We start from the raw sequence: 12,953 nt of genomic DNA on the forward strand, positions 1-12,953 counted from the left end.
CGGTGGGGTCGGTCAATGAGACTCCACCTGGCCCCATTCCTGTTCATACGTGTGCACCAGTGCCTGGTTGGACAGCCGGTTCACCTCGGCCGGCACGCGGGCCATGTCGAGCGGAAAGTCGAACAGCAGCGGCAGTGTGGGCAAGGAGAGAAAGCGCAGCCCCTCAGGCAAAGCAGCCGGCAGGCGCCAGGGCCGGCGGCTGGCGATGACGAAGCCCCATTCGCCGAAGCTGGGCACGTGCGCGTGGTACGGCGCCGTGCGCAGGCCCACCGACTCGATGGTCTGCACCACCGTCCAGAAGCTTTTGCGCGCCACCAGCGGCGAGGTGGTCTGCACCACGGCATAGCCGCTGGCGGCCAGGCGCTGGTCGAGCAGCGCGTAGAAGCTGTTGGTGTAGAGCTTGCCGATGGCGAAGTTGGTAGGGTCGGGAAAGTCCACGACGATGACATCGAAGGTCTCTGTGCCCTGCTGCAGCCACTGAAACGCATCGGTGTTGACGACGTGCACGCGGGGGTCGGCCAGCGCCTGGCCATTCAGCCGCGCCAGCGTGGGGTTGCTGCCAAAGAGCTGCGTCATGGCCGGGTCCAGCTCCACCAGCGTGACGGATTCGACCGACGGGTACTTCAAGACTTCGCGCACCGCCATGCCGTCGCCGCCGCCCAGCACCGCCACGCGTTTGGGCGCGCCGTGCGCGGCCATGGCCGGGTGCACCAGCGCCTCGTGATAGCGGTATTCGTCGCGCTCGGCGAACTGCAGGTTGCCGTTCAGATACAGCCGGTGGCCCGCCTTGCCCTGGGTGACCACGATACGTTGGTAGGGCGACGCGCTGCTCATCACGATGCGGTCCTGGTAGAACTTGTCTTCGGCAAACCGCGTGATGTGGTCAGCGCCCCACAACCCCGCCAGCAGCGCGCCCAGCACCGCCGCGCAGGCCAGCGCATGCGCCTTGAACTGCCGCAGTTCATGCCGAAAGAGCCACAGCGCCCATACGGCCACGGCCGCGTTCATCACGCCGAACAGCAGCCCCGTGCGCACCAGCCCCAGCTGCGGCACCAGCAGCAGCGGAAACGCCAGCGACACCGCCAGCGCGCCCAGATAGTCGAACGTGAGCACCTGCGAAACCAGGTCCTTGAGCTGCGCATTGCGCTTCAGGATGCGCATGACCAAAGGAATCTCCAGCCCCACCAGCGTGCCCACGGCAAACACCATGCCGTAGAGCAGCACGCGGAACGCGCCCGGCACGTAGGCGTTGGCTATGAAAAGAATCGCTGGCAGCGCCCCACCGATCAGCGCCACGAGCAGTTCGATGCGCAAAAAATGCGCCGGCAGCTGCCGCTCGAAATACCGCGACAGCCACGAACCCACGCCCATGGCGAAGAGGTACGTGCCGATGATGGTGCTGAACTGCAGCACCGAATCGCCCAGCACATACGACGCCAGCGCGCCGGCAGCGAGTTCGTACAGCAGGCCGCAGGCGGCGACGACGAACACGCTGGCGAGCAGGGCGATGTCGATGGGGCGGGCCGTTGATTGGGCAGGCGAATCGTTTGCTGCAGCCATCACGCCATCCACTCTTCGCCCAATGCCTGGGCTTGCTGCAGCACCAATTCCACCGCGGCAGCTTCCATATCGGGTGGGTATTTGTATTTGCGCAGAATGCGCTTGACCATCAGGCGCAGCTTGGCCTGCACGCTCTCGCGTTCGGCCCAGTCCACGGACAGGTTCTTGCGCAGGTTGTCGGTCAGTTCGTGGGCGATCTTTTTCAGCGTGTCGTCGCTCAGCTCGCGCACGGCAGATTCGTTGTCGGCCAGCGCGGTGTAAAAGCGCACCTCGTCTTCGGTCAGCCCCAGCTTGTCGGCCAGGCCATGCGCCGCGCGGAACTGGCGGGCCATGTCCAGCAGCTCTTCCATCACCTGGGCGGTTTCAATGCTGCGGTTCTGGTATCGCACGATCACCCCACCCAGCAGATCCGAGAACTTTTTGCTCTGCACCACATTGCTGGCAAAGCGGCTCTTGATCTCGCCCTCAAGCAGGCGCTCCAGCAACTCCACCGCCAGGTTGCGTTCGGGCAGCGCCCGCACCTGGGCCAGAAAGCCTTCGTCCAACAGGCCGATGTTCGGCTTCTCCAGCCCCACCGCGTCAAAAATGTCCACCACGCTTTCAGACACCACAGCCTGGCTGATGATTTGGCGCACCGCCAGCTCGCGCTGCTCGTCGGTGCGTTGTTTGGCGGTGATGTCACGCTTGGTCAGGATGACCTTGACCCCTTGCATGAAGGCCACTTCCTCACGCACCGCCTTGGCCTCTTCCAGCGTGCAGCTCAGCGTGAAGGCGTGGCTCATTGCCAAGGCCGTGTCGGCGAACCGTTTTTTGCCGTCCTGTCCAGCCTGACGTTGCAGCCCAAAAATATGGTCAGCAGCGCCCGCCAGCACCCGGTGGCCGCCCGTCAAAAAGCCGCTGTAGTCAAACCCGTGCAGCAGGGCACGCAGCACGTCGAGCTTTTCCAGCACCACGCTGAAGGCCTCGTGCGCATCCACCGTGGGGCGGCCCCGGCCCTGGGCGGCGGTGTATTCCTTCATCGCGGCTTTGAGCTCATTGCCGATGCCGATGTAGTCCACCACCAAGCCACCTTGCTTGTCCTTGAACACGCGGTTCACGCGGGCAATCGCCTGCATCAGGTTGTGGCCCTTCATGGGCTTGTCCACATACAGCGTGTGCACGCAGGGCGCGTCAAAGCCGGTCAGCCACATGTCGCGCACGATCACGATGCGCAGCGGGTCGGCCGGGTCTTTGAAGCGCTTTTCCAGCCGCTTTTTGACCTGCGCGCTGTAAATGTGCGGGCGCAGCAGGGCCTTATCGCTGGCGCTGCCGGTCATCACGATCTTGATGGCGCCCAGCTCGGGGTCGGCGTTGTGCCAGTCGGGGCGCAGGCGCACGATCTCGTTGTACAGGTGCGCGCAGATGTCGCGGCTCATGGCCACCACCATGGCCTTCCCGCTCTGTGCGGTGTTGCGCTCTTCAAAATGCGCCACCAGGTCTTGGGCCACGCGCGCCACGCGGGGCTCGGCGCCCACCACTTGCTCCAGCGCGGCCCAGCGGCTTTTCAGGCGCGACTGCACGCTTTCTTCTTCGTCCTCGGCCAGCTCGTCCACCTCGGCGTCGATGCTGGGCAGCTCGTCGGCCTTCAGGCCCAGCTTGACCATGCGGCTTTCGTAGTAAATGGCCACGGTGGCGCCGTCTTCCTTGGCCTGCTGCATGTCATACACGTGAATGTAGTCGCCAAACACAGCGCGCGTGTCGCGGTCGGTGCCGCTCACCGGGGTGCCGGTAAACGCCACAAACGTGGCGTTGGGCAGTGCATCGCGCAAGTGCTGGGCGTAGCCCACTTGGTAGCGCTCCACCGTGTTGGCGTCTGCACCGGCGCGGTAGGTGGGCGGCGCAAACTCAGCACGGTGTGTGGGTGCGGTGCCGCTGCCTGTGGTGATGGGAATTGCTACTGTATTAGTAGCTGTTAGCGCTTGTGTATCAAGCGCTAGGGCCTGATTTGGCTTGAAATTTTCCTTGCGCACCTTCAGCCGCGCCTCAAACCCGTACTGCGTGCGGTGCGCCTCGTCGGCAATCACCACGATGTTGTGGCGGTCTGACAGCATGGGGTAGCTGTCTTCGTCCTCGCCGGGCATGAACTTCTGGATGGTGGCAAACACAATGCCGCCCGAGGGCCGGTTGGTCAGCAGCGCGCGCAGCTCTTGCCGGGTGCGGGCCTGCACGGGCTGCTCGCGCAGCAGGTCTTGCGCCAGGCCAAACACGCCCAGCAGCTGGCCGTCCAGGTCGTTGCGGTCGGTGATGACCACGATGGTCGGGTTCTGCAGCGCGGGCTCCTGCATCACGCGGGCGGCAAAGCAGGTCATGGTGATGCTCTTGCCGCTGCCCTGCGTGTGCCACACCACGCCGCCCTTGCCCTTGATGGCTGGGTCTGCGCCACTGCCCGGCGTGGCCGCAGCCACCACCTGCGCAATGGCGGCGCGCACTGCATGAAACTGGTGGTAGCCCGCGATCTTCTTCACCAACTGGCCATCGTCTTCAAACAGCACAAAGTAGCGCAGGTAGTCCAGCAGATACTGCAGCGCCAGCACGCCGCGCACCAGCGTCTGCAGCTCGTTGAACTGGCCCAGCGGGTCCAGCGCCACGCCGTCAATCGTGCGCCACGCCATGAAGCGCTCGGCGCTCGCGCTCAGCGACCCCAGCATCGCCTCGGTGCCGTCTGAAATTACCAGCACCTCGTTGGTGTGAAACAGGTCCGGGATCTGCTCCTTGTACGTCTGAATCTGGTCGTACGCCTTCCACACACTGGCGGCCTGGTCGGCGGGGTTCTTCAGCTCCAGCAGCACCAGCGGCAGGCCGTTCACAAACAGCACCACATCGGGCCGACGCGTGTGGCGCGGCCCGCGCACGCTGAACTGGTTCACAGCCAGCCAGTCATTGCGCTCGGGCGCGGCCCACTCCACCAGGCGCACAAAGTCGCCCACAGTCTCGTTGCCGCGCTGGTACTGCACCGGCACACCCGCCACCAGCAGCCGGTGAAACCGCCGGTTGGCCGCCAGCAGCGCGGGCACGCCCAGGTCTTGCACCTGCGCCAGCGCGTCGTCAATGGCCGTGGCGGGCACGCCCGGGTTCAGCCGCACCAGCGCCGCCCGCAGGCGGCCCGCTAGCAGCACCTGGCGGTAGTCGCTGCGCTCGGGCGCGGGGCCGTCAGGGGCAATGTCGGGGCCAGCGATGTGGGTGTAGCCCACGTCCTGCAGCCAGGCCAGGGTTTCGCGTTCGAGCTGGTCTTCGGTCATACCCTGCGGCAGCTGCTGGCCAGCTTCTTGAGGATGGCGGCGGTATCGAAGCGGGTGGGGTCCAGCTGTTCGAGCGGGTGGAGCAGGGGCATGGCGGGGCTGCGGCGGACTGTGATGTGTATAGAAAACCCGAATTTCTATACATGTTAGCCAGCATGTGTATAGAAAACGCCATTTTTTAACCATGTGCGGACCCTCGTGGTCAGCTAAACGGGTTTTCTACACGTGGCGCCCAACGCCCAGGTGCCCTCCGGCCTCGCTGTGAAAGAATTCTTTAATAGGCCGCGCCGGTATGAAAGAACGCTTTCATAAGTCTTCGAGGGGGCAGGTGAACACCATACGGGTCCCGGAGCCGATCTGGCTTGCTCCGCGAGGCAGAGACAGGGGCATCTTCTAGCCGGAAATGCAGGTGTTAGGCTAAACTCACAGCCTAAGTGGATTGGGGGTTCCTGGTCGGCGCTACAGCCTCGGTGGGTTCATCGGGGCTTTTCGCTTTCTGGGGCGGATAAATCACCAGCCCCACATCCTCAAACCCCGCGCCCACGCCAGCGCGGCCACCGTCGCAGAAGAACTTTTTCTTCAGCACCTCAAATGCCTGGTTTGGCTGGGTGGGGCGAAGGTAGTTCAGGCCCACAGGGCGGGCCACCAAGTCGGCCAGCTGCAGCCCCGCCAAGTTGGTCTTTTTGTCGGCAAACACGACATCAAACGGCAAAACCCGGTTGCCAGGGTTGTCACCGTCGCAGATGCGGCGAAATTCCAGCTCCAGCTCGGCATCTTCTTTTTTGCCACGGCATTCCACCACCACATGGGTCTTCACCCGGTCTTGCCCTTTCTCGGCCAGAAAACCGCGCAATGCCTCCAGCCCGATGCCCAGCGCAATGTGATACGGGTTGCTGGCTGCCCCCGCGGCGCGGTTCAGGCGGGCTTTGTCCACCACGCAGGCGATCAAGATGAAGTTGCTGGCCTCCATGATGGAGGTCAGCCCCGCCATGAACGCATCGCGCGTGGGGCGGTGGGCCAGAAAGGCAAAGTCGCCCTTTTGCTTGCGAATCTCGTTCTCGTGCAACACCACGCTGTCGTGGCCAAAGTAGTTGAACTTGAGCTTCTCCACCGCAGGCACGATCTTTTCTGCGTAGTGCCGCTTGTGAAAGATGCACAGCGCCAGCACAAACACCGGGTAGTCCTTGTCAACGCTGGCCAGTGAGTGGTCACCGCTTTCATCCACATACACCACGTAGTCACTGAACCGACGGGCAGCAGGCTCCTGCGGTGCGTGCTCCACGGGCGTGGGCTCTGCAGACTCGAACAGCGCGTATTGCGTACCGGCAGGCGTCATGGTGCGGTGCGGACGGGGTTTATTGATAAAAACAGGCGCTAGCGCTTGTGGTGAAAGCGCAAGCAGCTATAAAAATCAGAGCGTTCATGCTTGCAACGCCCCGCCCAGGGCTGCCTCGGTGGCGGCCTGGGCTTCGGGCAAGCGCAACTGGCCGGAGATCAGGCGGGGGAGCAGGGTGTCGCGGAGGGTGGAGAGGGTTTGGGCTTGCTTTTCATGCGTCTTCAAAAGTGCGAAAACCGCACTAACTTGATCTTGAAATGCAGCAGATACCTCCGCATTCGGGACGCATATCGGCATTTCGCGCACGGTCTTTGAATTCACCGCGTCCGCAATCGAGGACGTACTGCTCAAACTTGAGAAATCAAACTGCCTCAAATGCAAATAGATGAACTCCGAAGAAAGGGGCGACTTTGAATCAAGCCTGAAATGCGCAATTGCCTCATTCGTAGTCATTTCACCATCGGTGATGGCCACCCGACCGATGGTCATCTTGAAGCTCATCAAGACGGTGTTGTCGGGTACTCGCCGAACATTGAATTTGTCAACAGCTTCGGAAGTCAGAAATTCGCTGGTCCCACTCGCAAACACGCCTACGGCACCCATGTCGCGAATAGAGACCCATCTCACGTCGTTTGAATCCTCGCTAAACCAGTGTTGCTCCTTGCGCGGTGGCGTCTTGCCGATTCCAACTGTCGAAACGTCTGCCATCGTGGCGGTTGTCCATCCCTTCGGCACCCACCCCAACTCCGACTCCTCCAGCGCATCGGGAAACAGCGCGGCGGTGGCTTCGTCCATGCCTTCGGGGGCGCGGCCTTCCATCTTGGCGCGCACGGGATCGAAATCGACAAACCACGACTTGAACAGCGCCTGGGCAATGGCTTCGAGCGTGGCGTTGGTTTCGCGCAGGAGGGTGATGCGGTCGTCGGTTGAGCCCAGTAATTCTGCAACTTCGCGTTGGACGCCGAGCGGGGGCGTTGGTACTTTGAGCGCTTCGAGCACTGGAATACGCAAGTTGCTCACGGTTGAGCCTGTTCCTTCACTCCACCCGATCTGATGCTGGAGGTAGGGTGACTGAAGTGCATAAAGCAAGAACCGGCTGTCCACCTTGGCAGGATCAGGCCGCAGCAACACCTGCCGCTGTCCGAGGCAGCATTTCAGGCCTACGGGAATCTGGCATACGTCGCCCATTGGCGCCTCGCGAGTGATGACCAAATCACCTGCTTGCGGAGCGGCACGTCGAACCCTTCCCAGATAGTGCGACTCGTCGGTGTAGCTGGGGTTCGAGAGATCGAGTCTGCCGCCTTTGATGTTTTGGTTCCGAAGAACAATCACGCCCGTCTCGGTCCATTCTGGCGTGGCATGCGGACAGTCAGCAACGAGAAGGCAGAGCGATTCGAGTGTGTGCTGCTGGACCTCAGAACTCATACCCCAGCCCCCCCAGTTTCTGCCGAATCACCGCATCCAACTCCACGCCCTTGGCCATTTGCTCGCCCAGCTTCTCCGTCAGCTTGACCATTTTGTCGGCAAAGGCTTCGTCGTCGTCCTCCACCGCCTCGGCGCCCACGTAGCGGCCGGGGGTGAGCACGTGGCCGTGCTGGGCGATCTCGGCCAGGGGCACGCTGCGGCAGAAGCCGGGGATGTCTTGGTAGGGAGTGGCGGGACGGGGGTGGGCTTCGACGGGCTCAGCCTGAACGGTTTGGGGCGTTCTGGCTTCGACAGGCTCGGCCCGAACGGGGTTGGCGGTGGGCGCGGGCTCGCCGCGCCAGGCGGCTACGGTGGCGGCGATGCGGTCGATGACTTCGTCGGTCAGCTCGCCCTGAACCCGGCTGATCATGGTGGCGAGTTTGCGGGCGTCGATGAACAGCACTTCGCCCTTGCGCTTTTTGCTCTTGGCCAAGAACCACAGGCACGCGGGGATTTGCGTGTTGAAGAACAGCTGGCCGGGCAGGGCAATCATCACTTCCACCACGTCGGCATCGACCATGGCGGCGCGGATCTGGCCCTCGTTGTTTTGGCTGCTGCTCATGCTGCCGTTGGCCAGCACGATGCCCGCACGACCCGTGGGCTTGAGGTGGTGCAGCATGTGCTGCAGCCAGGCGGTGTTGGCGTTGCCGTGCGGTGGGTCGCCATACACCCAACGGGCGTCGCCCTCCAGGCTGGGGTGCCACCAGTCGCTGATGTTGAAGGGCGGGTTGGCCAGGATGAAGTCGGCGCGCAGGTCGGGGTGCTGGTTGCGCACAAAGGTGTCGGCGGGTTCTTTGCCCAAATTGCACTCAATTCCGCGAATGGCCAGGTTCATGGCCGCCAACCGTCGGGTGGTGGGATTGCTTTCTTGTCCGTAGATTGACACATCGCTCTTCTCGCCGCCGTGTGCCTCGATGAACTTTTCACTCTGCACAAACATGCCGCCGCTGCCGCAGCACGGGTCGTACACCTTGCCGGTGTGCGGGTTGAGCACGGCCACCAGGGTTTTGACGATGCTGGCCGGCGTGTAGAACTGCCCGCCGCGCTTGCCCTCTGCACTGGCGAACATGCCCAGAAAGTATTCGTACACCTGGCCCAGGGTGTCGCGCGCTACGTCGGGGGTGTCGCCAAAGCCTATTGTTGATACCAGGTCCACCAGCTCGCCCAGTTTGCCGTCGGGCAACTGCGCACGGGCGTAGCGTTTGTCGAGGATGCCTTTGAGCGTGGGGTTCTCGGCCTCGATCAGCGCAAGTGCGTCGTCAATGCGTTTGCCAATGTCGGGCTGCTTGGCGGCGCTGCGCAGTTGCTCCCACCGGGCGGCTTCGGGCACCCAGAAGACGTTAGCTTCTTTGTAGTAGTCGCGGTCTTCCAGCTCGGCGGCTATGTCGGCGGGGTCGGCATCGCCGTAGAAGTATTCGTCGCCCGGGTTGGTCAGGCGCGCCGTCAGCTCGGCGCGACGGGCGGCAAAGGTGTCGGAAATGTATTTGACGAAGATGAGGCCGAGCACCAGGTGCTTGTATTCGGCGGCGTCCATGTTGGCGCGCAGCTTGTCGGCGGTGGCCCAGAGGGTTTTCTTCAGATCGACGTTCATGCGGGCAAAGGGAAGTCGTGGCGGGCACGCTCAGAGCACGTGGCACGCAAAGCCTACTATTGTGCCGCCTCACCCTTTGTCGAAGGCCGTTATGCCCCGGCGCAGCTACGCCGCTGGACGCCACCGAGGCCGGGCGACGCGTTGGTGAACGCGATAGCCCGTCAGCCCCCTCAGAACTGGTAGTTCGCGCTCACCAGAAAGTTGCGCGGTGCTCCGGGCATGGCGTTGGAGCGCCAGTATTCTTGTCCAGCAGGTTGGACACGGCCAGAGTGACCGTCCACGGTGCGGCGCGCCACCCCACCAGCGCGTCCTAACGGGTGTAGCCGGGCACGATGGCGGCGTTGAGTGCATTGGTGTAGCGGCGGCTGGTGTGCGTCACGCCCACTTCGGCGTACCAGGCACCCGCGGGCGCATAGCGCAGGAACAGGTTGCCATTGCGCTTGGCGGTGTTGAGCAGGTACTTGTCTTCATTGGCAGGCACGCTGAGGTCTTCGGTGACCTTGGCGCTCATCACGCCGACGCCGCCGCGCACGGCGAAGCGGAACGGGTCGGTGTCGGGCTCGGGGCGGTACCGGATGTTGTAGTGCTCCAGTTCGTACACCGCCAGCTGGGTGGACAGGGCGCCGTTCAGCCAGTCGCTCTTGATGCCGACCTCGATCTGGCGCGAGCGCTGGGGTTCTTCGAGCGGGCTTGCACCCCCATCGACAAACGAGATCGGCTTAGTGCGCCCTCACCCCCCGTGAATCGCCGCCGCCACGATGATGCTGATGCCCAGGCACATCGCGGCCACCACCATGGCCAGGGCCTTGTTCTGCTTGACGACGATCTCGGCCCACAGGTCGTAGGGCGTGATCTTGTCGATGATGATGAAGCTGATCCAGAACACCAGCACGCCGACCAGCGCGAACAGGACGGAGCCGAAGAATGCGGCGGGCCGCAGCCATTCAAGAGCCATGATGAAGACCTCCTTCAGATGAGACGCAGATGAAACTGAGATAGGGAGACGTCATTTATTTGTGCCCCCCGCCGCTGGAATATCCGCCGAACGAGCCGCCCGAGCTGCGGTAGGTGCCGCCCGATGAGCCCGAGCAGTTGCTCATCAGCACCAGCAGGATGATGAGGATGACGGCAATGAGGATGATGGTGCCGCAGCCCAGGCTGCTGGCCGCCGCCAGCGGTGCGGCGTCGCCCCGCTGGAAGGCTGCCTTCTGGCCATCGAGCTTGAAGGCATGCGCCACGCTGGTGGCGTCGAGCTTGCTGCCCGCCGACCAGGTCACTTCGCGCGGGGCCTGCTCCATGGCCAGAATGCCGCGTCCGCTGCTGGCAAAGTCGCGGTTGAAGCTTTTCTGCCCGCGCTCGACCGGCCAGTAGAACTCGCCCAGCACATAGGTCGTCTCGGCGTTGTAGCCGTATTGCTGGCGGTAGGCCGTGCCCAGATAGGTGGCGGTCTGCCCATCCGATGACAGTTGGGGCGCGCCGGTGGCGGGCCGCACCAGGCTCCAGCCGTCGGTCGCGTCGACCAGAAAGGCGAAACCGCGCTTTTGGTTGAAGAGCAGGTATTCGCTCCAGCCGAATTGCTCGTCGTCGCCCGGCTCCACGCCCATGCGGTGCTGAAAACCCACCACCTGCCAGTGCACGCCTTCTAGCTGGCCGACGCTGCCCAGTGCGATCAGCGGGCGTACGGGCTCGTCTTGCGCGGCGTGGCGTAGCTCGCCGCCGATGCCGCTCGACACGTCGATGAGGCTGTGGCACGACGGGCAGGTCAGGCTCTTCGTCGAATCGAGCTTGACGGCCACCGGCGCGCCGCAGTTGGGGCAGCTGAACTGCCGGGCTTTTTCGTCCTTGGCCGACTCGTCCTTGAGGCCTTGCAGCTGCAGATCGTCCAGTTGCACCGACAGCCCGCGTTCGACTTTGGGCGGGTTGCTGCCGTAGTCGATGGACAGCACCTCGCCGTCGTCGCTGCGCAGCTCCACCACGGTGAAGGGCTGGCCCAGCGCAGGCAGCTTGGGCAACTCGCCCTGCGCGGAAATCAGCTGCGCCTGCACGTTGGCCGCCACGCTGTAGGGTTTGCCGGCGACTGCCGTGGTCATGCCGATGCGGAAATGTTCGGCCGGGGGCACCTCGCGCCCCAGCTCGGCCGGGCGGGTGAAGACGTAGGCGCCGTTGTCTTCGCCCAACGTGGCGGTGGTGCCGTCTTCCAGAAAGGCGTTCCACTCGGTCCAGGTGCCGGCGTCGCCGCGGTACTGCAGGCGGCCGATCAGCGTGAAGGACAGCGTTGTGCCGCCCAGCGCCACGCGGCCGGTGGCCATCAGCTGCAGCGGGCTGTGGTCGTCGAACAGTTCGGCCATCTTGCCCACGCGTGTGAGCACCTCGCCGCTGCGCACCACCGTGCTCTGGCAGTACGGGCAGACGGCGTGGGTGGACTGCGCGCTCTTGAATTCGACCGGTGCGCCGCAGCCTGGGCAGGGCGCGCGGTAATGACGCTGGGTGCCGCTGTCGGCCATGCAGTGACTTTTTTAAGTGTTTTTGGCCTCTAGCGCTTGATGAATAAGCGCTATTAGCTATTGTTTTTATAGCAAAAGCGTGTCGCCGCGATCAGACCAGCTTCTTGAGCAGCTCGGCCTTCTTGGCGTCGAACTCTTCCTGCGTGAGGATGCCCTTGGCCTTGAGCTCGCCCAGCTTTTCCAGCGTGGCCATCACGTCTTCGGGCTTGACGCCCTGGGCGGGCGCGCCGGCCAGGGCGGCCGCCTGCGCCGCCGCGGCGGGCTGGCCCTGCAGGCCCTGCTGCAGGTTCTGCGCCATCACCTGGCCCAGCGCCACGCCGGCGCCCAGGCCCATGGCGTCGCCCACCACGCCGCCGCCGCCGCTGCCCGCCCCTTCGGCGAACTTCGGAATCGCCTGCGCCGTCTGGTACTGCATGAACTTGCCCATGTCGTTGCCGACCATGCCCATGCCGATCTTCTGGTCCAGCACCTTCTGCAGCTCTTCGGGCAGCGAAACGTTCTGCACCGTCATCGTCTCCAGCTTCAGGCCGATCTTGGCGAAGGCGGGCTGCAGCTCCTTGGCCAGCGCGTCGGCAAACATCACCTGGTTGGCGGCCAGGTCCAGAAACGGCAGGCCGCTGCCCGCGATGGCGTTGCTGATGTTCTGCAGCACCAGGCCGCGCAGCTGGCCGTCCAGGTCAGCGACGGGGTAGGACTCGCGCGTGCCGGAGATCTCGGTGTGGAACAGCTTCGGGTCGGCCACGCGGTAGGCGTAGTTGCCGAAGGCGCGCAGCCGCACGGCGCCGAAGTCCTTGTCGCGGATGGTGATGGGCTGGGGCGTGCCCCACTTCTGGTCGACCTGCTGGCGCGTGCTGAAGAAGTACACGTCGCTCTTGAACGGGGACTGAAAGAGCTTGTCCCAGTTCTTCAGATAGGTCAGCACCGGCAGTGTCTGCGTGGTCAATTGGTAGGTGCCGGGGCCAAACACGTCGGCCACCTGGCCTTCGTTGACGAACACGGCCATCTGCGATTCGCGCACCACCAGCGTGCCGCCGTTCTGGATCTCCATGCCCGCCATCGGAAAGCGCCAGGCCAGCGTGCCGTCGCCCTCCTCCGTCCACTGGATGATGTCGATGAACTGCTTCTTGATGAAGTCCATGAGTGCCATGCGAACGCTCCCGGTCGTTGAGTGGATGAAGGAAGAAATGGAGAGGCGAAAACAGCGGCCATCATAGCGATGC

At 63.7% G+C, this 12,953-nt stretch carries 9 protein-coding genes; all 9 read right to left on the minus strand.

The features are described from left to right. Positions 1 to 12 precede the first annotated feature (12 nt). Positions 13 to 1,560, minus strand: a complete 1,548-nt coding sequence (locus tag RQI28_RS10080) for a polyamine aminopropyltransferase (RefSeq protein ID WP_311223234.1) — start codon at positions 1,558 to 1,560, stop codon at positions 13 to 15. Continuing rightward, positions 1,560 to 4,838, minus strand: a complete 3,279-nt coding sequence (locus tag RQI28_RS10085; protein WP_311223235.1) for a type I restriction endonuclease subunit R — start codon at positions 4,836 to 4,838, stop codon at positions 1,560 to 1,562. Before RQI28_RS10085 ends, RQI28_RS10080 begins: the two co-directional genes overlap by 1 nt. A 430-nt stretch (positions 4,839 to 5,268) precedes the next feature. Continuing rightward, on the minus strand, positions 5,269 to 6,174 hold the full coding sequence (locus tag RQI28_RS10090; RefSeq protein WP_311223236.1) for a DUF3800 domain-containing protein: 906 nt from the start codon (positions 6,172 to 6,174) through the stop codon (positions 5,269 to 5,271). An 84-nt stretch (positions 6,175 to 6,258) separates the two neighbouring features. After that, positions 6,259 to 7,599, minus strand: coding sequence for a restriction endonuclease subunit S (locus RQI28_RS10095; RefSeq protein WP_311223237.1), 1,341 nt, complete (start codon positions 7,597 to 7,599; stop codon positions 6,259 to 6,261). Continuing rightward, entirely contained in the window at positions 7,589 to 9,229 is a 1,641-nt protein-coding gene (locus tag RQI28_RS10100) for a class I SAM-dependent DNA methyltransferase (protein ID WP_311223238.1), read from the minus strand. Before RQI28_RS10100 ends, RQI28_RS10095 begins: the two co-directional genes overlap by 11 nt. Positions 9,230 to 9,539: 310 nt before the next feature. Beyond that, on the minus strand, positions 9,540 to 9,830 hold the full coding sequence (locus tag RQI28_RS10105) for a hypothetical protein (RefSeq protein WP_311223239.1): 291 nt from the start codon (positions 9,828 to 9,830) through the stop codon (positions 9,540 to 9,542). 129 nt (positions 9,831 to 9,959) lie between these two features. Next, positions 9,960 to 10,184, minus strand: a complete 225-nt coding sequence (locus RQI28_RS10110) for a DUF350 domain-containing protein (protein WP_311223240.1) — start codon at positions 10,182 to 10,184, stop codon at positions 9,960 to 9,962. 55 nt (positions 10,185 to 10,239) lie between these two features. After that, a complete protein-coding gene (locus tag RQI28_RS10115) occupies positions 10,240 to 11,733 on the minus strand; it encodes a DUF4178 domain-containing protein (RefSeq protein WP_311223241.1) in 1,494 nt (497 codons plus the stop codon). Positions 11,734 to 11,824: 91 nt separating this feature from the next. Then, positions 11,825 to 12,880: an SPFH domain-containing protein gene (locus tag RQI28_RS10120; RefSeq protein WP_311223242.1), complete on the minus strand. Its 1,056-nt coding sequence runs from the start codon at positions 12,878 to 12,880 to the stop codon at positions 11,825 to 11,827. Positions 12,881 to 12,953 lie beyond the last annotated feature (73 nt).

Source organism: Acidovorax sp. WCS2018Noco2-16 (assembly GCF_031843945.1).
GTDB lineage: Bacteria > Pseudomonadota > Gammaproteobacteria > Burkholderiales > Burkholderiaceae_C > Paracidovorax.